Origin of the sequence: Novipirellula caenicola (assembly GCF_039545035.1) — a bacterium.
GTDB classification, from domain to species: Bacteria; Planctomycetota; Planctomycetia; order Pirellulales; family Pirellulaceae; genus Novipirellula; species Novipirellula caenicola.
The window spans coordinates 744016-768313 of the sequence record NZ_BAABRO010000001.1 but is presented as its reverse complement, the minus strand read 5'-3'; the positions used below and the strand labels follow the sequence as shown (position 1 = coordinate 768313).

Below are 24298 nucleotides of genomic sequence, written 5' to 3'. Positions count from 1 at the left end.
CGGAATGGTCGCAGTATAGTCACTCTCGAGGCAATTAGTTAAGCGGCGTCGGCGTAGATATTGCCCGTAACGCCCAATTCGCTCGCCGAAACGGTGATCCAGCGGCGAATTCGCTTGACGCTGGGTAGACGACGCCCCCGCAGCTGTTTTCGGCCTGGCGTGCTTTCCGCATAACGCTGCAAATCACGATACAGCGACATCGGCGTTTCCATCGCCAATCCGCGAACGCTGCGGCGGTGGATGCTGATCAGCAATAACGCGTCACGAGGCATCATGCCGGGAACCCGCGCCGCCAATCGAATCGCTTGACGGTACCGTTTCAGCACGCGGACCGCCTTGCGAGGCGATGGGTATTTCTCGGCCAACGTCCGCAAGTTGGCCGAGATCAAATCGCCAGCGGTATCGATCCCAAATTCTGAAAACTGATTGGCCCGGCTCTCGGAACAAATGCGAATGTGCTCGATCCGCATGCTCAGCAGTCGTTCGCGGTGACTCGCTTTGGGGACCGGGTGAGCGGCGACCATGGCGGGTTGGGATGTCCGCGCAGGATTGGGTTGCGACGCCGAGGGTTGGCGGTGAGCAATAATCGCCACGTCTTCACGCGATTGCGGATTGACGGGAACGGGTTGCTGTGGAGTGCGAGAGAGCAGTTTGAAGAAGGTTTTCAACATGGCAGTGTTCCGAGTGGAAGAGAGAAGAGACGCCAAGCACGCGATAAGGCGGTGTTAGCTAACCGCGAGACTTCGACGCTAGAGAGATTTTGGGTTTTATGCGGCAAGTCGCTCCGCTTATTGCTGGACACCATGCAACCGAGGGATTCGGTATCTCCATCTTTGCTAAGCCGCCGCTCGGCACGAATGGCTTCACACCCGTGTGCTGCCGATTGACGTTGGGCTTCCAACGCCATGCGACGTCAATCGTTTCTTCCCCAAAAATCGCGTCAACCAACTTGCTCGGCTTAACCCGAACCGTCGCGCGAACCAAACTTCGGCGTTGCGTTTGGGCAACATCACGAGGTGAATTCTCTACCGCTGCGATTGCCGCAAACTCCGCGTCGCCTCCGCCACGTGGACGTAAGTGCAATGCGATTCATGGGTTAGCAAACGCGGTGCGCGGCGGCGATCGGGGCGTGGCACGGCGGATGCAATTCACGGTCATGCAACTGACTCGTGATGCTTAGGGATTGAAATTTATGCATGCCGTTCTGCTCGCCGACCTTGCTGCCATCATTTCGCAAAATGCTTCGACCATCGCCTTTCGCCCCAACGACGAAATGAGCATGGCGGTGACGAAATATTGGACGCAATCTCGCGGCCGCTTCGAACTTTGGCACCAAGTGATCAGCCGCTATCGCCGCGCCGAACAAAGCAACGAGGGAGTTGCCATCCGTGCTTGGTGGAATCGGCACGGCGTCGTGTTGGAAGAGATTTTGGTCAGCGAGATTCTCTGCCGGGTCGTTGCCGCATTGGGTAAGGCGATGGATGCCGAAAAAGGGATCGATGATATCTCGCCAGTCACCGATACTGTGTTTCGGTCCCATCTCGAAGTCTCCTCGCGTGTCCATCACCTGATGCTATTTGGACGCGGCAGCTCGGTTCGCAACACCGTTCGACTGAATCGATTGCGTCAAGGAATCGAACGCTGGACCGACGCACTGCTGGGACGCATGATCCCCTACAGCGACACCGCGATCGCCTACGCCGTGGACCCTTCGCGAGCGTCCGCGTACGCCGAAGAGAGTGCCGAGAATGAAACCTTGGCACAACGCGAAACCGCATGTTGGTTATTCAACACCGCGATGCACGACATGTTGCGCCAACGGACATCGGAACAACCGGGATTGCCACGAGCGAACCAACGTGTCGCCGATGCGGTGATGACGCTGTTTCGTCACGACTTGTTTGACAGCGTGGGGACGATGAAATCGCGGTGGCTACGTGAACTCGAAAACAACGCTGGACGCGCCGACTTGCAACCGACCATCGAGACGGTTCATGGCAAGCATCATGTGTTTCCGATACGGCAAACCGAAGGTGAAAACAACGCGATCTCGCAGCGTTGGTACATCTAGTTCGCGGTTGCAGCGAGTAAAACGTTCGATTTTAACCGGGCGGCTCGGGCCGCCGCGTTATAGAAACACAGAGTGGTAAGGACGTTTACCGGATCAACGGCCTAGTGCTGCACTGTAAAGGCTGCGCTTCGATGCACGTGGGACCGCGATCGGTGCCGGATTCACATCAAACGGGATCAATGCGGCGTGGTGGACCGCGACGCCATTGCGTTCAGGAACGAAGCGTGCTTTCTGAGAGTTGAATGCGCGATAGGTTTCCATCACACGGCGAATTTCCGGTGCATACTCGAATTTGCCGTCCGGCAGCGAGCGACCGAGTTCTGGGAAGCTGCCGATCGTGACAAGTGATCGAGTGCGGTCGTGGAACTGGTACGCCTCGACTCCATTTTTACGAAGCTCGGCAACCATTTTGCCGGCGTCGGCGGCCATCTTATCAAGCCGTTTTCCGCTGGGCACAAATTCCTTTTCTTTGTGTCCATCGACGATCGTTCCCAAGCCTTCGAACGTGGCCACGACAACGGTGTATTTGCCTTTGCACGTCAACAGGTTGTAATCTTTGTCTTCGTTTAGTTGTTGTACAAACGAATCGATCTCGGGGGCATCAAAGTATTCTTCTGGCAACATGGGATTGCGAGTGACAAAGGCATTCGCCATGGGGCCGAGCGTTTTGTCGTTCTTTCGTTCCAACAGTTTACGCGTGATCGCACGCACGGTTGTCACGGGGGTAGCGGTGCTGGTTTCTTTAGCGATCTCATCACGATCCTCGAAAATCGGCAATCTCGCGGTCTTCAAGGTTTGAAGGTCGCGATCAATGCTTTCGTTTTCGACGCGGTCGTACTCGCCCACCAACACGGCGTACGCTTCGTATTGGTATTCGTTGGCGTAACGCACGCGGCGACCCGATGAAGCGGGAGTGTTCGGGCCATGGGTGAAATCAAACTTTTCGCGATAGATAAACGCTGGCAGTTTCAAGTCGCGGCGAATCTCAAACGCCAATCGATGAGCACGCGCTTTGGATCCTTCGCCGACGCACGTCGATGCCAAGATCATCCAAGGACCGTCTTCTTCGGTCAGCACGTATTCGGCATCCGCCTCGGCTTCCACATTCGTCCCCGATCGAAACATGTTCATCAGGTTCGGAGGTCCGGCTTGGGTTCCGCTGATCAAGAGGGCACTGCAACAAACGCCGACGAAAAGCGATAGACTCGAAATTGGACGCATTTGTTTTTTTCCGGTCGAGGAGGAAATTGAGTTCTCGTCTTTGGGGAATAACAAAAACGAGTCGACCACCGAAAGAGAAGAAATCCGGGTATGCTTCGTCGAGGATCGCGGAGCAATTCTGCGACTATTGCGGGGCGGTCATTCCCGGCGGTGCCGCGATGCTGAGTCGTTCAAGCTGCAGGTTTTCCACTTCCATCGTCTTGAGCTTCAGCGACATCGATTTGACTGCTCCCTCGGGCCCAGGTTGGCCATCAGGACGTTGTTGCCGAAACAGAGCCGGTCGATTGGGCGCACCATGCATCGTGAACATGTCCTTGGCGGCCGAATAAGCGGCACGCGTGGCACTGCATTCCAACAATCCCCGTTCATTGCGAGTGCGGAAAATCACGCCGCCGGCAGCTTCGGTTTCCCATGGTGTCGGCAATCCCGCCATCGCAGGCATGTTGGCCGCTTCGGGCGAAATCCCAAATCGCAGGTGGTCGCAATCGAGTGTCGTTTGCCCCGTCGATAACGCGTCCATCGTTTGCGCGTCGAACGTGTCGTCCCAACTGGCAACATCGCGAACACCCACGCGAACGCCTCGCATGAAGTCCAGCGACTTGTTCAAAAAGTCGCCCTGCATCGTATCGTTAAAGGTCAGGTGGATGCCGGTCAATTGGTTGCTTGGAACCGTCGTTTTTGGACCGCCGCCAGGTTTTAACCCGCTTTGATCACCGCGTGTCCAGCAGCGATACCATCCTGGGCCGGTGCCAAACAGCTTGCCGCCACCGGTGGGAACCAACGTCAATTTTTCGGCATGCAGCAGATGTTTCGATTCGGTCAACCCATCGGGAGCACGCTGGATCGCTTGGATCATCAGCGGACGTGATTCACTTTGCAACAAATCGATTCGCTGAACCGTTGCCGTTTTCATTGTTTTCAAGTCGCGAACCTGCACACCATCGTGCAAGATGATTTCCATGCGATCGCCAGCAACGTGCACGTCCCACGGTTCACGGCCATTGATCAGCGACGCAGTGATCTCGACACCGTCGGTCAGGGTGGCGGTTTTGCCGTCAAAGACCATCTCGCCCTGCCATCGACACAGCGGCGGTTCGGTCCACGTTACCTTGGAATCTCCATCGTTGGATTGGGAAACACCCGTGGTGGTGTTGCTTGACGTTGCTGCGGTGCCAGCCGAGCCGCCTGCTGCGCCACCCGTCAAACCGCCCGCCAAATCGCTTGGCAAGGCCTGCGACGGAATACGGAATTCACCCGCTTCGTTGATCCAAATGATATTGTCGCTCGGACGGATCTGGATCAGCGGCCCCACAAAATAGCCGTCGCCAATTTCAAAGCGTGCTGGAGCACCGACGCCGCTGCCCAGTTGCAAAACATCCTCGCCACCCCCGTCGATCAAACGGAGTTGCTCGCCCGTCAATTTGGCCTGCATGGGTTGCCCACCCAATTGAACGGTGTGTGTCAGATGAACCGATCCAACCACGCTGAGGTCTTGAGCGTGCACGCCTCCATCGTCGAGAATCAACTTGGCAGTGATCGCGTCGCCGGCGACCGAAGGACGCGACCGGGCAACCGGTACCGTCGTCGTGGAGGTGCCGGGTTCAGGCTGTTTTACCAATTGCCGGATCGAGCTGGGCGGAGCCTCGGGATTGCCTTCGATCATGCCAATGTTTTCCGGCTCAGGCTCGACAAAGAACAATCGCAATTGCTCCGTGTCGGCTCGAATGGACGAGGTGTCTAGGTGCACGCGCCCCAATGCCGCCAATTGTTCGGGGATCATCGCATTGCCCCCACCATTTGCCTTTTTGCGTGGGTCGGGCTTCAGCACCCCTTCGACCGAATCGGATTGAAATTCGCCTCCGTCGGTCAATGCCATTTGGACTTCGCCGTCGATCCAAAATCCGATGTTGCTATTGATAGAGTCTTTGCGAATTGGGCCCAGCGGTTGCATCTTGAAACCCTCACGCCACTGGACGCGGCGCAGCGGAACATCGGGGGCATCGAGCGTGACAATTCCGATACCGCGAGCGTCGATCGCCCCGAGAGTTCCAGGCGATGCGGGATCAAATTGGTAGACGATGCTTTCGAGCCGTGCGTGGATTCCGGCACGGTGCACTTCGATTCCTTGAATCCCATCGGCGCGGACAAGTCCTTTGCTGGCCTGCATGTCAATTTGACCAGCATAGATTTCCAAATCCAAATTGGGCAGCCGTGCCGCCAACGGAGCACCGGTCGCTTTGATTCGGTGCAGCCAATCCAGTGCGGTGTTGCGGACGATCGACTTGTTGCTGGGGTCGCGAAAGGTCAATTCGATCGTGTCACAATCAAATCGGTCTGTTTTCGCACCGGCGATCTGATGGATCAGCGACACGGAATCGCGGAGCATCAATTGATCGATTGCAAAATCATATTCGAGTCGACCGTTGCACTGCAGTTGAATTTCGGCGGTCGCGTTGTCGGCCGGAGCGGTGACAGTGCTTGAGTGCGTCAGCATCGATGTTGGATCGACCGGCACGTTGCTCGGACGCGGTGTGGTCGTGGTCGCAGCGGGCCATAGCCCGCCGTTTTCCAGCGGCATCCGAAACTCTTCCAAATAGATCAATTCCATCCGATCCAAGACCGCGGTTTTTCCACTCGCCGCCATCGGCGCCGACGTGTTGGTCGCGAGATGGATGGTCAAATCGCGGCCTCGCATTTGAGCTTTGCCGAGATCCATCTGAATCGCTTCGGTCGTCCAAATTTTCTGGTTGTCGATACCGACGTTCGCGGTACGAATCGACAGCGATTCGCTGGGCGTGGTGGGATTCAGACGTCGGATCTGAACAACGCCAATCATCCGGCCTCGTTGGATCGGTGGTGCGCCGCCGCTCATCACGTCAAGCGAGCCTGTGAACTTGATTTCGGCGCCTTCGTTGGCTTCGATCACCACCGGTGATTCGCTGGTGGAACTTTTCATGCCGCGACCGATCACGACGGTCATCGGCCACAGTTTCCATTGATCCGGACTGCTTTGTTCCCAGTTTTGAAACAGCAGCATTCCATCGGCGGTTTGCAAGCGTTTGCACTTTTCTCGCTGCCATGCTCCCTCGGGGAACAGATCGGCAAGCGTGTCGCCAACTTTAAATTCGCGTGCCGGCGCCAATTCGACACGTTCGACTTCTGGTGGACGCAGCCATGCAACGACCAAGACGTGATAGACAAACGCTAACACGCTTAGCAGCAGTAAGGCGGAAAGATAATGATAGGTTTTTCGCAGCATCTATGTTTTTTGCAACATCGTTGCGATTTGCAGTATCGTTGTGTTGAGTTCGGACGGCGGTTGCCGCTGCGTTACCGCTTCGTTTTCGTTGTTCGTCGTCGTAGGTAGCGAAACTCGTCAAGAGGTTCGTTCGTGTGGCATTCGATTTAGTGAGCCGCGACGCGACAGCGGCCGGGTCGTGCGTGTTACCCGGTGCCTTACGGCCCACGGCTCACCGATTCGATTTGCGTTTGGCTTAAATCAACAATCCCTCAAAGGTTTCGTTCATGTGGGATGAGCAAACCAATCGTCCTGGCGACTCATTTGGCAACAATTCCGGCGACCTTTGCAGCCCAAGTCCTTGTGTTAATTCGCTAGTTCCGTCGAAGTGATCAGGTGAAATTTCGTTCGCCGTTTTGCAAGCGATGTGAAGCATTTTCTTCTGGTCGCTACCTTTGCCCGAAGGTGGTGATTCGCAAAGCTAGGCAACCACCCACGCTCTGTCGAGCGTAGCTACAAAACGCCGAAGTCGTCTGTCGAGCTGCTTAATCTAAATCGAGGTGGTCCTGCCAAACTCCTTTCGCACGAAGTAGTCGTTCTACGAGTTCTCGCACGGCGCCGTGGCCGCCCTGTTTCTGCAATACCCAGTGAGCCGCTTCGCGGGCATCAGTGGCGGCATCCGCGGGCGAAACCGCCAGTGCGACCCGCTTCATCACCGCAATGTCTGGCAGATCGTCGCCGATATAACAGACCTGTTCCGGGCGACATCCGATCGCATCAAACAGCGATTCTGCGGCGGGCCATTTTTTCTCGAACCCTTGAGCGACATGTTCGATGCCAAGTTCGGCTGCGCGTTTTTTGACCGCGTTTCCTTGGCGAGCCGACAAGATGGCAAATGAAAATCCCGATCGCATCCATAGTTTGATGCCCAAACCATCGCGAACGTGAAACCGTTTGGTTTCGACGCCGTGGTCGTCGTAAACGATGCGTCCATCGGTCATCACACCATCGACATCGGAAATGATGCAGGTGATCGGTTCGGCAATCGATGCGTCAGTAGAAAGCTTGGTAGGCATAGAAAATCGGTTTACGGTTTAAAGCTTAAGATCGCCGGTTCGTCTTGCGGGCCCAACATGCCTGCGATATCGGTGATGTCGATCAATCCGATGGGGCGGCGCTGAAGATCCAAGACCGGAAGCTCACTGATTCGACGACGCGACATGATCGCCAATGCGTCTTGTAGTAACATTCCGCTGGTGGCGGTGGTTGGATTGGCGGTCATCCGGTTGGCAATGCTCTCGTCCAACGCGATGTCATTGCGAGTTTCCAAAATACGAGCCAGGTCGCTGTCGGTAAAAATACCAACCAATTGTTTCGATTCGTTGACCAGCATGACCGCACCGGTGCGGCGACCGTTTTTCGATGCTCGCACCATGGCTTCACGCACCGTGATGTCGCTGGTAGCGATCCGGCATGCATCGAGGCCTCGCATGATTTGATCGACCGTGGCCAGTTTTCGTCCCAACGCGCCACCAGGGTGGAATTTGGCAAAATCCTGAGGGGTGAAGGAACGCAGCCGGCTGGCCAGCATCGCGATGCCATCGCCCACCGCCATCATGACGGCGGTGCTCGACGTCGGTGCCAAACCGTTCGGGCATGCTTCGTTGTGTTTGCCGATCGCAACGGTACAGGTCGCGGCTGCAGCGAGCGGGTTGTCATTGGTCGCTGTGATGGCAATCAACCCCGCAGAATGCTCGCGCAGATGCGGCGCGATGCGGACCACTTCTTCGCTTCGTCCGGAATTGGAGATTGCCCACACCAAATCGTGCGATCGCACGCGGCCCAGGTCGCCGTGGACTGCTTCGGCGGGGTGCAGAAAATGAGCAGGGGTGCCCGTACTGGCAAGCGTGGCGACCAATTTCTTTCCGACCAAACCGGCCTTTCCAACGCCCGTTACCATCACCGAACCTTCGCAGCGAGCCGTCATCTCGGCGGCTTCCACCGCGTCGGCCCCGAGCGTGTTGGCTGCCGACAGGATGGCATGCCCCTCGATCGAGACAATCTCACGCAAAATACGCAGCCGTTCAATCAACGTTTCTGGTAGCGAAACGTGGGCTGCGGCGGATGAGGTGGCGATGGGAAGTTTTTCAGCTGCGGACACGTCGAGACCTTCCTTGGTACTTCGAGGCCGTTCAATCAGAACAGGGGCAAGAGAGGGAGCCGATCCTAACGAGAATGAACCGGTCAAGCCAAGAGGAGATCGGCAGAGAGTTTTTTTGCTTGCAAACAAGCAACGCAGGTACTGGATTCTGCGGTCGATCCGAGGGGGCGTTGGATGAGAGCCGCTTTCGCTAACATCCGGCCGCCGCTTGTCGAAACGTTCGCAAAAATGGCCCGTTGCTCCGCTACGAAAATCACCCGGTTGGGGGCGAAAGTAGATGGCATTGGCCGGAAGGCACCGGGGCGTGCGTGGGAGTCAGCCGCTGACAGGTCGCGGCTCACGAAATCAACAAGCCGTGAAGTTCTTCGGGCCAACGGCCCAGCAATTTGCCTAGCCTGGCCGAGCGGGCAAGGTTTTGGATGCAAAAAGATCTAAGGGTCAAAGGTCCGGCCATTTGCTAGCCGCCCTCATTAAGTCCCGATAAACGGCCGGACCGTTGGCCCTACAATTCATTGGTATTCTTGGTCCCAGCCCGTTGGGCTAGGCTAGGTAAACGTCCGGGGCTTTGCCCCTAAGTACAAAGGCGCAACATCAAAACTTATGCTTTGCCGCGTTGCGGTGGCCGCCGCACCTGCTGTGGCGGGTGGGGCGGCCTTCGACTGGGATCGCTGCTCTAGGAGCGGCCCTGCTCGGACCGGACCAACGTGATCGCAGCTCGTTCGTGTTCGAGCGGCTTGTTGGCCAAGTCGCGGCGGATGGCGGCAAGCGGATTGAGGTCGCCGGTTTGCAAGCAACCTCGCAAACGATCTCCCAAAATGGTCTGAGTGCCACCGGCGAGCCGCAGTCCTTGATTGTACGCTAGCAATGTTTCGCCAGGCAGCAGCGAGAACGAATCAAGGGTAGGCCGCGCGGTCAGGTGAGTCCCAAGCGGTTCGCTGCGGCCATCAATCAGCGGGCGGTAACCATACCGGCTGCTGATCATCGCCATCATGTCGCCACACGATGCGAAGTTGCCTTCGCCGGTCTCGGGATCAATGTGCAGATACAGCATCGACATCAATTGGTCGCCGGCATTGGTTTGCCACAGAGTGTCATTGATCCGCTGCAACATCTGGGAAACGGTATGGCGATAGCCGCTGTGTGCGGTGACTGCAGCTCGCGCGACGGCGGTTTGAATCGCCCCGCGAACGGTGCGGTCGGGTGAATCGGCCATCGCCATCATCAACGTGCCATCGGGCAGCACATCCCAGGTGTGGAACCCCGTCGCCCACGATTGAGGCGATTCAATCAGCCCATCGGCACGCCATCCCGGCGCCAAGTCGTTGCCAATCGGGAGACTCAAGTGTTGCCACTCGCTGATGTCGCGGACCGATTCCTGTTGATTGCTCTTTGGATTTTGGCGACGATCGATTGCGGCGCGAGACAATTCCACGCTCACGTGGGATGCCGCCAATCGTCCCGCAGCCGCTTCGGCCTTGCCGAACGTGCGGACTTCGTCACTGAAAATCCAAAGCGTTCCAATCGGGACTTCTTCGTCGGTGATCGAGGCACAGATGCCTGCAGCAAACGGTTCAGGGCTGTTCCAAGTGTCGATTCCACCGGCAAGGAAGTTGTCCGCAGTGACAACGCCTCGCACCATCGCTTCTAGATCGCCGCGACTGCCCCGCAGTTCACGAGGCGCATCTTCGATTCGATTTGCCGGCAACCCATAGGTCGCTCGTGCCTTCAGGAATTGAGTGTCTTCGTCGAGTAGGTACATCGCTGCGGCGCTACAGCCGGTTGCCTCGCAAGCATTTTGCAGGATCGCTTCGATGTTGCTGAGCAGTTTGGACTGAAGGTCCGACCCAGGGAGAATGGCGGCGCGAGCAGCCAATTCCATCTCTTGACGACGTAGCGATTCGCGTGATTGATGCAGTTGCGTCGCCAGCATCGCCGCGGACTCGGCCAGTCGCAGCGCACTGCTTTTGGTCACCGTGGGAGACGAATCACTCGGATCCGAGATGGTATCGGTGTTCACACTTGGTAGCAGTTCAATCTCGCTGCCGGTTCGCCGACGCGAAGAATCGATCCGCCAACCTGTGGCGTCACCAAAGACATGCCAGAAATGGGAAATCACATCGCCCGATGGATCAAGATCAGGAGCGGCGGGCGAGGCGGGACCTTTGTGGATACGCAAGTAGTTGGGAATGGTCTTAGTCACGTTCATCAATGCTCTGGAGAGAATGGGATCGCTGAGAAACGGTGGGTGGCGATCCATGCCAGAGTGAGATTTACGCAAGGCGGTGCAACGTTATCCATCGCTGCCCTAACCGAGATCGGCAAGGCGGTTTGGATTTACTAAGCCGAATGACTGATAAGAATTGCGGAAATTACCAAGACGGCGGCGCAACCGGAATCATCGGCAAAATGGGCAAAGTCAAGCGATCGTTGATCATGCCGCGATCAGAACAGAGGCTCGTGATTCCGAGGTCTCGTAGACCGACGCCGCGATTAGCTGAGTCCGGCACGGCGGTGGGCAAGCAGCTCGACATCACTTTCGCATCATGTTGGATCCAAGCCGCTTGAGGCGGTGCGATCCAGCCTGCTTTGAACAAAAACGAAAAAAGCCCGGGTGACAAATGTTTGTCACCCGGGCTTTGGTTTTGTGGTGGGGTAATTACACCCGCAAGTCAACTAATCGGTATCGATTAATAATCGTCATCGCTCAGGACGAATTCGGGCCAAGGCACACTGCTGCTCTTGCCGCGTGGGGTCAACAGTGCTTGGTAAACGCGATAATCGATGCCTTCCCCGATAAACCGAGTTCCACCATCGGCCATCCCCGCGTTGACACCGTCAACGTGCGCCGAAGAAGGTCGTGCCAAGTCAATCGCGTTGGTCGCGTTCATTTGCAGCGTAAAGATGTCCTGGCTTGGCCCGGTGCCGCCACCATTGATCTTGTGCAGTGGGTCCACGTCCTCTGGGTCTACTGCCGCGCCAGTGCCAAGAAAATTCCAGCCACTGCCCGGCGGCGTTCCCGGGTTTGGATCTTCGTAGTGCCAAACCATTCCCTGGAAGTAACGGGAATTGGTTGGGTAAGTAATTTCGTCAGTCACGTCCGTAACTTCGAGCGTTGCACCCGAAGTGATTCCCGCTTGATGCCAAGGTTGTGCTTGAACATTTTCGGAGAACAGCATCGTATTTCCCTGGCCATCTTTAAAGTCATCCAGGCGAACCGCAGGGCCAGTGGCAGCAGACCCGCTTCCTGCATACTTGTTGTTGAACGCACCATTGGCTCGATCTTGTGATTGAGCAAACGTGATGTCCATTGGTGGTGGGGATCCCGTCGCTCCCGCTGTTACTTTTGGCGGAGTTCCATTGTTCGAAATATAGCTATTGCTCCCCATGGGAGCGTCGCTATTTGGATTGCTCGGGCACTGCAGAATCGCCAAGTTTGGTGCTGCCTTTGGATGGAACGCACTTGTTGCAAGAATCACAGGGTAACGATCTTCGCTCCACTGCTCGTATGTGGGTTGAGCGTCAAGCCATGGCAAAAGCGAAACGGCCCAAGTTCCGATTTTTCGATGGGTTGCAGGTTTACCGGTGGAGCCATCCTCTGCCGACGGGTCTAATCCCGTCGCAAAAGAACCGAAGTCGCTAATGTAACCAGGCAACTCTCCTTTGGCGTTCTCGTGCTGGATCGCGGCGAGTGCCAAGTTCTTCAACTGGGTGCTGCATTGATTTCGGCGGGCAGCCTCTCGAGCGGCGTTGACTGCGGGAAGCAGAAGTCCCATCAAGATTCCGATGATCGTGATGACCACCAATAGCTCAACTAACGTAAAACCGATTCGCTGACGCTTCATTTCGCGCTCCGTAAGACAAGGCCGAGAGAGAGAGGGGGTTGTGTTGCTGTGGGAATGATAATCCGACACGGTAATGATTATCGCCTGTCCACTGCTTCAGTGCAAACCCGCCTGGCAGCCGAAAACCAATTATTTTCGCCCTTGCCGCGATTCTCAGTGCGGCAATCCGTCCATTCGGGCCGCTTCATTCGCCCCGTGCTGGTAATTGGCGTCGAAGTAACGAAACCCTGGTTTTTCTGGGGCCGGGGACTACTCTGGGGCGATGTCGCAGCGTCCAGTACAATGTGAAACCGTTTTGCTTCCGATTGGCCGCTTCATCAAAGGGGCGAAAGCGGAATTTTGCAGATTTCTTGCTAGCGTAGTTGGTCACTTCGGCGACCCGTAGCACGTTTGTTCGGGTCAGCGTCGCGGCAACATGCTCGATCCAGCCGGCGACGGGGCGGCCGGTCATGGGCCGGGATGCATGATTCGCAAGCGATGATTTCCGGCCAGCTTCTTCTTCTCCTGTTTTGTGTCTGACCATTGATCTATTTGGATTTTAATCGAACGACGCCTCTGGCCCCTTCGGTGCTCGAGGCGATGCAGCCGTATTGGGCGACGCACTTTATGTTGCCTGGCCAAGAGCATTCGCAAGCCCAGGCGGTGGGCGAATCGCTCGAACAGGCACGCGAATCAGTGGCGGCAATGGTGGGCTGTGACCCCTTTGAAATCGTGTTCACCAGCGGCGGCACCGAGGCAAATAATTTGGCGATTTGCGGCCAGTTGAGCCAGGCCGCCTCTGCACGTGTTCCCGCAGCCGCGGTCCCGCTCGCAAAACGTTCGCGTGCGGTCAGCTCGGCTCTACAGTCGCACGAGAAAACGACGGTGGGCCGGATCCATGTCTTGGTCAGCGAACTGGAGCACGACTCGGTGCTGGCGGCCGCGTTTTCGCTTGCCGGTGATCGAGTCGATGTCGAATTGGTGCCGTGTCAGGAAAATGGAGTGGTCGACCCCGCGCAAGTCGAATCGATGCTGCGGGCGAACACGCGGCTGGTCTGTTTGCAGCTTGCCAATCCTGTCCTGGGGACACTGCAAAAAGTGCGTGAGGTCGCGGACATTTGTCACAATCGGGGGGTGTCGGTTCATTGCGACGCCACCCAGGCGTTTGGCAAGTTGCCGGTCGAGGTGTCGCAGCTTCGCGCGGACACCGTTTCGATCAGTGGCCACAAGTTCTATGGGCCCAAAGGATGCGGAGCGATCTACGTTCGTCGCGGGTTGCACCTGTCGCCAATCTGTCACGGCGAGCCTCGCGAAATGGGGCTGCGACCGGGCGCCGAAAACATTCCTGCCTGTATCGGCTTGGGAGCCGCTGCGCACCTGGCCAGCCGCTGTGAGAGCGAGGTCTCGGACAACTTTGCCGAGCTGAGTGACCGATTTCTTAATGGGCTGGAATCTTCCCTTGGTAAGTCGCCGATTTTACTTGCCGATGGCTCGCCACGGATCGCGAACACGATGGCGATCGAGATGCCTTGTGACGCCAGTGCAATCCAGAAAGCGGCGCGGCAATTGGTCTTCGCGACCGCCCAGTCGGCCGAACCGCCTGACGAGATCACTCGCTCGCTGAAGGCGATCGGTCGGACGGAAACGCAGATCCGCCGCACCATTCGTATCTCCCTCGGTTGGACTACGTCTCGCGACCAAATTGACCGCGCTGTCAGCCTGATTGCGGATGCATGTGATACCGTGATGGCGCGCTAAATCGCCTCGCTTTCGATCGCCGTCTTCTTTAAATGTCGAGACCACGTGGCGATCGATCGGTCGGTGGGTCGGTCTGGCATTCGGGGGCGGCTGGCTTCTGGTCGGTTGGCTCGCTCCAAAGCCGTTCCGTTCGCAACTCCTCTCGCACTCATCCTTCGCCTCGCGTGTCTTTGAGTATCCGGCTTTGGTCGTCTTCAAAGACGGTCGCCCGCCCTCGTGTTGCCCGTCTCGAGGCGGGCCCCCGTTTGGAGTTTTTTCTTGTTGGGCCGTGGCTGCCGTCTCGGCTGGATGACAGTTGTTCTCGTCTTTCCTCCGCCCTCCGAGTTCGTGGTTAACGGTGCATGGTCGAGGCGGCAATGAGCGGGCGTGGTGACTCAAGGCGACTGCGAGTCTCGGTCAGTATGTCGCCGTCGCTCTCCCAGAAACTTCTCGAGTAAACGGTTGACCTGGGTATTGCAGGGTGTAGGGATTCGCGTTTGCTCGCGAACCCCCTCTTGTGGTGTTTGTGTCCGCGCGGTCCGCCGGCGTCAGTAGCCCGGTCACTGACCTGCCGAACGCGGCCCGCCGCGAATTTCGGTGGTTCGAAATGCTTGTAAAACAAATAAAAACTTCAAAAGAGCAAAAATGCCGTAAATCACGCGTCAAAAACTTTTTCTTTTTGCTGGCGTCTTGAGGTCGATTCAGGTGGACACTTGGCGGATGCACATGTGGGGCTTGCCTGGTTTTTGTGCAACCGGGCTCTGCCTCGGTGCCAGCAGGCCTGCTTGCGATTTAAGCACAGGGCTAGCAATTGGCCTAAGTTGTTTTGAAAGCATAGGTTCCGGAGTGGCGTTTGACCGGTGGTGAGGATAGCCGCACAAACACCCACACGACGTGCCGACCAGGCACAACCACAGGAAAGGAAGATCCTCAAAATGTCTCATGCTGATACCAACGCCCAACTCCGATATGCTAGCGATCCATCACCTGAGCAAACTGACGCGATTGCCCCCCGATTGGATATTGCCCCGCTCAATGTCAATGTTCCTGAAGAGCAAAAGGGGAAAGAGGTTTTGCGGCTAGCTCAGGAGGCCTTTGCCAAGACCGGCAGCTGGGTCGTGTTCTATCGCGAGATGTTGGGCGTCGATGGCGTGGTCCGGAAGCTGTTCCCCGAAGCCGAAAGCATGCGTCAGTTCGAGGCCAGTGAGGAGTTCGCCGAGCTGCAAGAAATGGTCGCGGCCATGCGGAGCCAGGATCCTTCCAAGGGTGACTCGGCCGAGCCAGAGCGGATGATCACGATTCGCTTGCCAATGAGCTTGCACGATGCACTAAAGGTCGAAAGTGCTGAGATGAATTTGAGTATCAATAAGTTGTGCATCAGCAAGCTGCTTCAGCCAGTCGCGGGTCGCTTCATCCCGCTACAGCAAGGCCGCCGTCGTGGTCGTCGTCCTGGCCCTCAAGGCCCTCGCAAGCAGGTGCAGGATGCGATGGAAACCGCCGCCAAGTCGGCTCAGCCTGAAGCGTCTTCGCAGAATTCTCAAGGGAACGCATGATTCCCTTGCTGGGATCCTCGTAAACTTGAATTGGATGTCGGATGACGTCGCCTTATCACTGTTAGGTGGCGTCATGGTCCATCCGAAATCTTACGCAGTTGTGTCGTTTCCGCGGGACGGTTTCTCGCCCCGCGGCTCGCCAAAACGAGTTTGCCACCGAGCGTCATTTTGGCAGTTGGGTGCCACTCCGGCGCGGATCATTCCGCAGTCGGTCAGGCCATCCACTGGGTGGCGTCGTAAGCTTCGCCCATGCAATTTGCCCCCCCGGTCGCGTGTCTGTGGATGTCGATTTCCGTGTTCGATGTCCGCGCTGACTCAGTACCGATGCGATGGTGGATGCAGCTCAAATCGATCGTGGGAAATCCATTGGAGGGGTGCCTGTAGTTACATGCCTGATCGCGATCACTTGGCGGTCAGCTCGCTGGATCGCTTGCTTCACGCGCTAGGCGGATCTGCAAGCGTGGCTGGTGAAATTACCGCTTCGCAGCGGTTACCTTGGCTGGGCGATTTTTGATTTGCGGGTACACTGCTTGGGTTGTTCCTTGCTGATTTCTTTGCCTCCTTCAAGCGGTTTGCTAATCCAAAATGCTTACAGTGCCCACCTTCTCTACGGCCCGCACCGAGATTGCGGGTCAGCCGATTGCTGATCTTGTGAAATCCTTTGGCACGCCTCTGTATGTCTACGATATTTCTGTGGTGGAGCAGCGTATTGCGGACTTGGCAGCGTTCGACCGAATTCGGTACGCACAAAAAGCCTGTAGCAATCTGGCGATTTTGGACCGGATGCGTCGCAAGGGGGTGGTGGTCGATGCCGTCAGCGCCGGTGAGATTCGCCGCGCGATCGCCGCAGGGTTCAGTCCCGATCCAGCGAAGCACGAAATTGTCTATACCGCCGATATCTTTGATCGCGAAGCACTCGATTTGGCGGTCGAGCATTCGTTGAACGTCAATTGCGGCTCGCCCGACATGATCAGCCAACTGGGCGAGCGTCGGCCGGGAGCGGAGGTGACGCTGCGAATCAATCCTGGATTCGGTCACGGTCACAGCCAGAAAACGAATACCGGGGGTGAGCAGAGTAAGCACGGGATCTGGCACGAGCAAATCGATGAGTGCCTGCGTCGTGCCGATCAGAGCCGGATCACCATCACCGGGCTGCACATGCACATCGGTTCGGGGACCGACCTCGAGCATTTGAGTGAAGTGTGTGAAGCGATGGAGCGTACCGCGCTTTCGGTCGGCCGCACGCTGAAGACCATCAGTGCGGGTGGCGGATTGCCCGTCCCCTACAAGAGTGGTGAGTCGTATGTCGATTTGGACAAGTATTTCGAGCTTTGGGACGCCACGCGTAACCGGCTTGGCGAGGCGTTTGGGCATCGATTGGACTTGGAGATCGAACCAGGTCGCTATTTGAGCGCCGAAAGTGGATCCTTGATCGCCGAAGTCCGCAGTGTGAAGAAAGCGGGAAACAACGTCTTTGTGTTGGTCGATGCGGGGTTCAACGACTTGGCACGTCCGGTGATGTACGGGGCCTATCATCCGATCTCGGTCTGCGGTGCTCGCGGCGACGTCTCTTCGCGTGAGCAGTTGGACGTGATCATTGGTGGTCCGTTGTGTGAATCCGGTGACATCTTTACGCAGCGTGAAGGCGGCTTTGTCGAAAGTCGCAAGTTGCCGTTGCCGATGGTTGGCGACTACGTGGTGCTCGAAAACGCAGGGGCTTATGGCTTTGTGATGGCGAGTAACTACAACAGCAAAACACGGGCTGCCGAAGTGATGATTGAAGACGGCACCGCCAAATTGATCCGGCGTCGCGAGACATTCGATGACCTGATTCGTGGCGAAGTCATCCCCGACTAGGAAGTTTTTCCCGGTTTATCGATTGAAGGGGGGCGTTGGCCGCAGCCCGAAGCGCAGGTTTTCCCGACAAATCCTAACCCGACGCGTTAGCGAGGGACCGAGGAATATCGAGATCCCCTCGCGGACGCTTCGGGGTATGAAAACCACGCAACTTTAAAACTGACGCTTCGGGTTGTGAAAACCGCGCAGCTTCAAAAAGCGTAAGCGAGGCAATATCATTCTCGTTGCCGTTCTGTCCCCCACCGGCCCCCGTCCCCCCGTCCCCCGCCCTCCATATCCTCTCGCCCTGGTTTGAATTTGTCATGAACACCGCTCCCTTTTCGTCTGCCCAACTTCGTGAAAGTGTGATCGCCGTTCCGCCCTTGGCGCGGGATGCGTCATTGAAGATCGATCGTGCTGAGAACGCTAAGCTGATCAAGCATCTTGAAGCAGGCGGAGTTCGCTCGTTGCTTTATGGTGGCAACGCGGTCTTCTATCACGTGCGACTCGCGGAATATGAATCGCTGCTGAAGATGTTGGCCGACGAAACCGCCGACGACACCGTGGTTGTGCCGTCGATCGGCCCGGCGTACGGGTTTGCGATGGATCAGGTCGAGGTGCTTCGCGAGTTTGGCTTTCCCACCGCGATGCTGTTGCCGTCTCGCGATATCGTGGACGCCGACGGAATTGCGACGGCGACACGACGACTCGCCGAGTTCTATGGCAAGCCATTGGTTCTGTATTTGAAATTTGATCGTTGGCTTGATGCCGAATTGATTCGCAAACTTGATCGCGACGGCGCAATTTCGTGGATCAAGTACGCGGTGGTTCGCGACGATCCGTCCAAGGATGACTATCTAAAAGAGGTGATGGACGTGTTCCCCGCCGATCGGATCGTCAGCGGGATTGGCGAGCAACCGGCCATCGTCCATCTTCGCGACTTTGGGGTGACCGGGTTTACCAGCGGTTGCGTGTGCGTTGCTCCGGCAAAGTCGATGGAGATGATGCACGCGATTCACAAGGGCGATTTCGAGACCGCCGAAGCGATTCGCAAATGGTTCGAGCCGCTTGAGGATCTGCGCAACGACATCAATCCCATTCGCGTATTGCATCATGCGGTGGCCGGAGCAGGGATCTGCCAGACGGGCCCATTGTTGCCGATGCTAAGCGATTTGAGCGCCGAGCAGATCGCGACCATCACCAAAGTGGCAAAAGGAATGATGGCAGGTTGATGCCACGTCGCAGTTGAGATTTGGAAGAGAGTGCCCCGCTCCCGTAGCGGAAGTCGTCAACGGCTTGTTGATGTGGTCGTACGATGGACTTCCTAGTCCGTCGAATCCACCATTGACGGACTAGGAAGTCCATCCTACACCCCTTGCCGCAGGAAACTTCATTAAATCAACAAGTCGTCAAGACTTTCGTCGGGTGTGCGGGACGAAGCGACGGAGAGGAACCGAAACTCTTGACGAGTATCGCTACACCCAAATCGAGCGTAGCGGAAGTCGTCAAGACTTTCGCCGGTTTGCGGGACGAAGCGGCGGAGAGGAATCGAAACTCTTGACGAGTATCGCTACCCCCGAAATGAGCGTAGCGGAACCCGTCAAGACTTTCGTTGGGTGTGCGGGGCGAAGCGGTCGAGAGGAACCGAAACTCTCGACGAGTATCGCTACCCCCAAATTGAGCGTAGCGGAAGTCGTCAACGGCTTGTTGTTTTAGTCGTACGATGGACTTCCTAGTCCGTCGAATGCGCCATTGACGGACTAGAAAGTCCATCATGCACCCCTTGCCGCAGGAAACTTCATTAAATCAACAAGCCGTCAAGACTTTCGTCGATGTGCGGGGCGAAGCGGCGGGGAGGAACCGAAACTCTTGACGAGTATCGCTACACCAAATCGAGCGTAGCGGAAGTCGTCAACGGCTTGTTGATTTATTGAGCCGTGACGCGTCAGCGGCCGGGTCCCACGCAATACCCGGTGCCTTACGGCCCGCGGCTCACCATTACAATTCGCATTTGGACTAAATCAACAAGCCGTCAAGACTTTCGTTGGATGTGCGGGATGAAACGACGGAGAGGAATCGAAACTCTTGACGAGTATCGCTACACCCACAATGAGCGTAGCGGAAGTCGTCAAGACTTTCGTCGATGTGCGGGACGAAGCGGCGGAGAGGAATCGAAACTCTTGACGAGTATCGCTACACCCAAATGAGCGTAGCGGAAGTCGTCAAGACTTTCGTCGATGTGCGGGACGAAGCGGTCGAGAGGAACCGAAACTCTTGACGTGTATCGCTACACCCAAAATGAGCGTAGCGGAAGTCGTCAAGACTTTCGTTGGGTGTGCGGGACGAAGTGGCGGGGAGGAATCGAAACTCTTGACGAGTATCGCTACACCCACAATGAGCGTAGCGGAAGTCGTCAAGACTTTCGTCGGTGTGCGGGACGAAGCGGCGGAGAGGAACCGAAACTCTTGACGAGTATCGCTTCACCCAAATTGAGCGTAGCGGAAGTCGTCAAGACTTTCGTCTTTACCTTGAACCATAAAAAAAAGCGGAGTGCTTGTTTTGCACTCCGCCTTTCTGATTCATTCGTGTCGCGGCTGGACTAGCGAGCGACCGCGAGGTTTTGCTTCTTCAGCCCATCGATGTACTGATGAGCGATGTTCAGCACTTCGCGATTGTAGAAGTAGTCGCGATAGACCTCTTGGGCTCCGATTTCGGCCTCGAGTTCTTTCTCTTCTTCTTCCTTCTGGGCGTCAAGTTCTTTTCGGCGAGCCATGAACTCGTCTTCTTTCAACGAGATCGACGCTTGCTCTTTCTGTTGCACATACAATTCGATTCGCTTGAGTAGTTCGGTGAACTCCTTCTCTTGGCTGATCCGGCCCATCGAATCGTTACGCAATTGGCCAATCAAATCCGCAGGCACCATGTTGTAGTTTTCGTGCTTGGCAGGTTTGACGCGGTCATTGGGAAGCGCGAACTTCAGATCGCTTTCGGATACATCCATTTTCGCTGTGATGCTTGGCAGCACGATGTCGGCAGCAACCCCAGCCAACTGAGTGCTCTCGCCATCGGGCAGGTAGAACTGTTGCAGCGTGACCTTCAACGCACCATAGTTGGCTCGGTTGTTACGGAACAATTGTTGGCCAAGGTCCATCAGCGTTTGCACGGTTCCCTTGCCATGGCTGGTGGGGTCACCGACCACAATGCCGCGGCGATAATCCTTGATTGCACCGGCGAAAATTTCACTCGCACTCGCACTGAACTTGCTGGTCATCACAACCAGCGGTCCATCCCAAGCGGTGCCGCGGTCATCGTCGTCGTATTGCTGGACCGAACCGTCCGCATTTTTGACTTGGACGACCGGCCCGTGGTCGATAAACAGCCCGGTCAAGTTGATCGCTTCGGTCAAGCTTCCGCCGCCGTTGGTGCTGAGGTCCAGCACGATGCCGTCGATCCCCTGCGTTTTGAAATCTTCGATGATTCGCAGTACGTCGCGGGTGCTGCTGCGGAAGTCTCGTTTGTTATTCTTGGCACCTTCCATGTCCATGTAAAAACTGGGCAGGTTGATGTAGCCAATCTTTTTGATGTTTCCTGGATCGTCGGGCAACGCATGTTCGATGACCTTGCCACGCGCGGCGGACTCATCCAGCTCGATTCGAGCACGGACGATGCGATGGATTTCCACTTCGCCCGCTCCGCCCGGTTTGACGCCCAAACGGACGACTGTTCCGGCTTTGCCGCGGATCAGACCCACCACGTCGTTCAGCGGCATTTCGACGATATCGACCATCGGGCCTTCTTCGTCTTGGCCGACCGAGACGATCACGTCATCGGGTTTCAATTTGCCATGTTTCGCAGCCGCTCCGCCGGGGATCACCCGCGAAACCACGGTGTTGCCATCCTTTTCACGCAGCTGAGCACCGATGCCATCGAGGCTGAGACGCATGATCATGTCGAATTCGTCAAGCGAATCGGGCGACATGTAAGTCGAGTGCGGGTCGTAGGCCATCGTGACAGCGGTCAAGTACATTTCCAGCAACGCATCGCTGTCGGTGTCTCGCCATCGGCGGTCGTAGCGGAGGTAGCGTCGGCGAAGCAAGTCGCGAGCTTCCGCGCCTTCTTTGCCTTCGTCCTTCAAGTCCAACAAGGCGTATTTGATCTGACGACGCCAGCGGTCGTTTGCTTCGTTGACGTCTTTGGCGTAAACGGTTGCTTCCGGGTCGGTAATGATTTGCTCGTCGATGGTGAAGTCGAATTCACCGTCCAACATCTGCAGTGCCACTGAAACGCGTTCGTCAACTCGCTGTACGAATCGTCCAAACACTTCGTAGGCAAACGAAAGATCGCCGGCCTGGACCATGTCGTCGATGCGAGTGGCGTTCCGTTGGAACTGATCGACATCGCTCTGCAGGAAATAGAGCTTCATGGGGTCCAACGACTTTAGAAACAAATTCAAAGCGCGTTGGCTGATGGTGTCGTTTAGCTTTTGGCTGGAAACATGATTGCGTGGCATCAGCGTTGCAATCAAACGTGCCACGAGCGGGTCTTTCGGCCCTGGAGTCGCCAGTTTTGCGGGGCCCAGGTCGCGTTGGACTGCGTTGCCGATCACTTGCTGAGTGTTCGGACGGTCGATCGTGGCTTGCTCGTTTTGTGCTGGTGCTACTTCCGCAACCAAGACGGCAAACAGGACTGCAAGAAACGGTCGGGACCACTTCATCATCCGTCGGGATCGTGGCGAACTCTGCAGTGCAACCGCGTCCGGATCGTTGGCACTGGTTTGAGAGGCGCTCCGGGCGTTGGGATCGCTCAGAGTACGGTTGGCGGTAGATAAACGGCAATCCATAGTGGTTTCCTGAGGAAGATTTCTTTGGCGTATTTCGACTTGCGAAAGCGTCGTAAACGGTGCTGTGCCGCACGAAATGCAGCGCAGACGCGATCGATAGGGAACCGCTGTCTTCACCTTAGACGTCTGGCTAGGGTCGTGATGTGATCCTAGGAGAGAGCGCGATTTGGGGCAATGTCGGTTTCCTCGCCTATTTTACCCGGTTAGGTAACCATTGCGGGCGCCAGCCGCACAGATTTCTCGTGGATTGCCGCTCGAAATCGCCAGCGTGCTGGTTCCGACCGCCGTCGGATAATGGGTGGGCAAACCAGCGACTTTGAAGTGCGGTCGCGACGCAAACCGTCCGGTTGCAGCGAGTAACCGGTGGCAGCGAGTAAAACGTTCGATATTGACCGGGCGGCTTGCGCCGCACCGCGATAAAACCACCCGGCGAGTGCCAATGTCGGTGGCATTGGGCATTAGCCGTTGGGAACATCGCTGTGAAGCATTTTCTCGTAGGGACTTTCGCCAGAAGGTGGTGATTCGTATTGGCCGGCAACCATCCACGCTCTGGCGAGCGTAGCTACGATTCGCAAATGCCGTAATCTGTCGTCTCTAATCTTCTTCACAGCGTTGCGTTAGGTTGCTGGCGATCTCGCAGTCTCGCGACCGCCGGGCGACGCGATCAGGCGTCGCGATATTGGACCTTGCCGCTGCCGTCGACGATGCGGCCAATCGTTTGGCACGCGATCCCGAGCTCTTCCATTTGCGACTGGATGCTAGCGGCATAAAAATCGCTAACCACCGCGATCATGCCAATGCCCATATTGAAAATCCGCCGCATTTCAGCCGTTTCGATGCTGCCTGTCTTCTGCAGCCATTGGAAAATCGGCTGCGGTTGCCAGCTGCTTGGATCGATCTCGGCATCGACGTTTTTGGGCAAAATGCGATCGAGATTCTCTTGGATCCCACCGCCGGTGATATGCGCCAAACCGTGCAAAACCTGCTTGACGCGGTAATGTGACTGGATGCTGCGAATCGCTTGCGTATAGATACGTGTCGGGTTCAAACAGACATCGCCAAGCGATTGGCCGCCGAATTCCTCGGGAGTTGCATCCCAATCGAGTCCTGCGTCGCTGATCACTTTGCGAACCAGGCTGAATCCATTGCTGTGCAGTCCGGTCGACGCCAAGCCTAGGACGACGTCCCCCTCGGCGATCTGTTTTCCGTCGATCAATTTCTTGCGATCGACGACTCCGACTGCGAAACCCGCCAGATCGTAGTCTTCGGTTGCGTACATGTCGGGCATGATTGCCGTCTCGCCCCCCAATAACGCTAGGTCTCCCTCGACACATCCATCGCTGATGCCTTGCACGATTTGTTCAAGACGCGCTGGATCGTCGCGTCCCATCGCCACGTAATCGAGGAAAAACAGAGGTTCCCCCCCCGTGCAGAGTAGGTCGTTGACGCACATCGCAACCAAATCGATCCCCACCGTGCTGTGCCGACCGGTTTGCTGAGCGATTTTCAGCTTAGTACCAACGCCATCGGTACCGCTGACCAAAATCGGTTCTTTGTAGTTGCGAGCAAACAGTTTTCCCGCGAAATCGAGTCGAAACAGGCCCGCAAAGCCTCCGTCACTCGGGATCACTCGCGGGCTAAAGGTGCGATGCATCAAGCGGGGCAGTCGCCGCATCGATTCGGCATAAACATCGAGGTCGACGCCAGCGTCTTTGTAGGTTGCAGCCATCTGTTTTGGGGGAAAATTCGGTTTGACGGACTGGTTTATCGAAGCACCCAAAGCGAATTCGCTTCGGTCATTGCCACATCATGACGCCCTC

Annotated in this window: 15 protein-coding genes; 5 read left to right on the top strand and 10 right to left on the bottom strand. The window is 56.6% G+C overall.

Going from position 1 to position 24298, the window contains the following annotated elements; genetic code table 11:
• Positions 1–38: 38 nt before the first annotated feature.
• The gene (locus ABEA92_RS02665) at positions 39–671 is read right to left on the bottom strand and encodes a DUF4332 domain-containing protein (RefSeq protein WP_345682243.1); all 633 of its coding nucleotides are present in this window, start codon (positions 669–671) and stop codon (positions 39–41) included.
• Between the two features lie 521 nt (positions 672–1192).
• Between ABEA92_RS02665 and ABEA92_RS02660 the strand changes: the two genes are divergently transcribed.
• Positions 1193–2071 (top strand): hypothetical protein, encoded by an 879-nt coding sequence (locus ABEA92_RS02660; RefSeq protein ID WP_345682242.1) that lies wholly within the window; start codon positions 1193–1195, stop codon positions 2069–2071.
• Positions 2072–2164: 93 nt separating this feature from the next.
• Here the strand turns inward: ABEA92_RS02660 and ABEA92_RS02655 are convergent, their stop codons facing one another.
• The 6 genes from ABEA92_RS02655 to ABEA92_RS02630 form a co-directional block, all read right to left on the bottom strand.
• Entirely contained in the window at positions 2165–3292 is a 1128-nt protein-coding gene (locus ABEA92_RS02655; RefSeq protein ID WP_345682241.1) for a hypothetical protein, read from the bottom strand.
• A 124-nt stretch (positions 3293–3416) separates the two neighbouring features.
• On the bottom strand, positions 3417–6551 hold the full coding sequence (locus tag ABEA92_RS02650; protein WP_345682240.1) for a hypothetical protein: 3135 nt from the start codon (positions 6549–6551) through the stop codon (positions 3417–3419).
• A gap of 524 nt (positions 6552–7075) precedes the next feature.
• Positions 7076–7606, bottom strand: coding sequence for a KdsC family phosphatase (locus tag ABEA92_RS02645; protein ID WP_345682239.1), 531 nt, complete (start codon positions 7604–7606; stop codon positions 7076–7078).
• Between the two features lie 11 nt (positions 7607–7617).
• Complete coding sequence (locus tag ABEA92_RS02640) at positions 7618–8691, bottom strand: KpsF/GutQ family sugar-phosphate isomerase (protein ID WP_345682238.1); 1074 nt, start codon at positions 8689–8691, stop codon at positions 7618–7620.
• A gap of 673 nt (positions 8692–9364) precedes the next feature.
• Positions 9365–10891, bottom strand: a complete 1527-nt coding sequence (locus ABEA92_RS02635) for a SpoIIE family protein phosphatase (protein WP_345682237.1) — start codon at positions 10889–10891, stop codon at positions 9365–9367.
• Positions 10892–11378: 487 nt separating this feature from the next.
• On the bottom strand, positions 11379–12533 hold the full coding sequence (locus ABEA92_RS02630) for a DUF1559 family PulG-like putative transporter (protein WP_345682236.1): 1155 nt from the start codon (positions 12531–12533) through the stop codon (positions 11379–11381).
• A gap of 522 nt (positions 12534–13055) precedes the next feature.
• On the opposite strand from ABEA92_RS02630, the gene ABEA92_RS02625 reads away from it, so the two are divergent.
• The 4 genes from ABEA92_RS02625 to ABEA92_RS02610 all read left to right on the top strand — a co-directional run bounded on the left by ABEA92_RS02625 (position 13056) and on the right by ABEA92_RS02610 (position 18870).
• Complete coding sequence (locus ABEA92_RS02625; protein WP_345682235.1) at positions 13056–14270, top strand: cysteine desulfurase family protein; 1215 nt, start codon at positions 13056–13058, stop codon at positions 14268–14270.
• A gap of 914 nt (positions 14271–15184) precedes the next feature.
• Positions 15185–15802, top strand: coding sequence for a hypothetical protein (locus ABEA92_RS02620; RefSeq protein WP_345682234.1), 618 nt, complete (start codon positions 15185–15187; stop codon positions 15800–15802).
• A 585-nt stretch (positions 15803–16387) separates the two neighbouring features.
• Positions 16388–17659 carry a diaminopimelate decarboxylase gene (gene lysA, locus ABEA92_RS02615; protein WP_345682233.1) on the top strand — a complete coding sequence of 424 codons (1272 nt, stop codon included), beginning with the start codon at positions 16388–16390 and terminating at the stop codon, positions 17657–17659.
• A gap of 302 nt (positions 17660–17961) precedes the next feature.
• Positions 17962–18870, top strand: a complete 909-nt coding sequence (locus ABEA92_RS02610) for a dihydrodipicolinate synthase family protein (protein ID WP_345682232.1) — start codon at positions 17962–17964, stop codon at positions 18868–18870.
• Positions 18871–20237: 1367 nt separating this feature from the next.
• Here the strand turns inward: ABEA92_RS02610 and ABEA92_RS02605 are convergent.
• From ABEA92_RS02605 to purM, 3 genes are all read right to left on the bottom strand, one after another.
• Positions 20238–22355, bottom strand: coding sequence for a carboxy terminal-processing peptidase (locus tag ABEA92_RS02605; protein ID WP_345682231.1), 2118 nt, complete (start codon positions 22353–22355; stop codon positions 20238–20240).
• 318 nt (positions 22356–22673) lie between these two features.
• Positions 22674–22937 carry a hypothetical protein gene (locus ABEA92_RS02600; protein ID WP_345682230.1) on the bottom strand — a complete coding sequence of 88 codons (264 nt, stop codon included), beginning with the start codon at positions 22935–22937 and terminating at the stop codon, positions 22674–22676.
• 205 nt (positions 22938–23142) lie between these two features.
• A complete protein-coding gene (gene purM / locus ABEA92_RS02595; protein ID WP_345682229.1) occupies positions 23143–24207 on the bottom strand; it encodes a phosphoribosylformylglycinamidine cyclo-ligase in 1065 nt (354 codons plus the stop codon).
• Between the last annotated feature and the right edge of the window lie 91 nt (positions 24208–24298).

Coding starts and splice junctions, on each gene's coding strand:
- ABEA92_RS02665 (WP_345682243.1), bottom strand. CDS start 671: ATGTTGAAAACCTTCTTCAAACTGCTCTCTCGCACTCCACAGCAACCC.
- ABEA92_RS02660 (WP_345682242.1), top strand. CDS start 1,193: ATGCATGCCGTTCTGCTCGCCGACCTTGCTGCCATCATTTCGCAAAAT.
- ABEA92_RS02655 (WP_345682241.1), bottom strand. CDS start 3,292: ATGCGTCCAATTTCGAGTCTATCGCTTTTCGTCGGCGTTTGTTGCAGT.
- ABEA92_RS02650 (WP_345682240.1), bottom strand. CDS start 6,551: ATGCTGCGAAAAACCTATCATTATCTTTCCGCCTTACTGCTGCTAAGC.
- ABEA92_RS02645 (WP_345682239.1), bottom strand. CDS start 7,606: ATGCCTACCAAGCTTTCTACTGACGCATCGATTGCCGAACCGATCACC.
- ABEA92_RS02630 (WP_345682236.1), bottom strand. CDS start 12,533: ATGAAGCGTCAGCGAATCGGTTTTACGTTAGTTGAGCTATTGGTGGTC.
- ABEA92_RS02620 (WP_345682234.1), top strand. CDS start 15,185: ATGTCTCATGCTGATACCAACGCCCAACTCCGATATGCTAGCGATCCA.
- lysA (WP_345682233.1), top strand. CDS start 16,388: ATGCTTACAGTGCCCACCTTCTCTACGGCCCGCACCGAGATTGCGGGT.
- ABEA92_RS02610 (WP_345682232.1), top strand. CDS start 17,962: ATGAACACCGCTCCCTTTTCGTCTGCCCAACTTCGTGAAAGTGTGATC.
- ABEA92_RS02605 (WP_345682231.1), bottom strand. CDS start 22,355: ATGATGAAGTGGTCCCGACCGTTTCTTGCAGTCCTGTTTGCCGTCTTG.
- ABEA92_RS02600 (WP_345682230.1), bottom strand. CDS start 22,937: ATGCCCAATGCCACCGACATTGGCACTCGCCGGGTGGTTTTATCGCGG.
- purM (WP_345682229.1), bottom strand. CDS start 24,207: ATGGCTGCAACCTACAAAGACGCTGGCGTCGACCTCGATGTTTATGCC.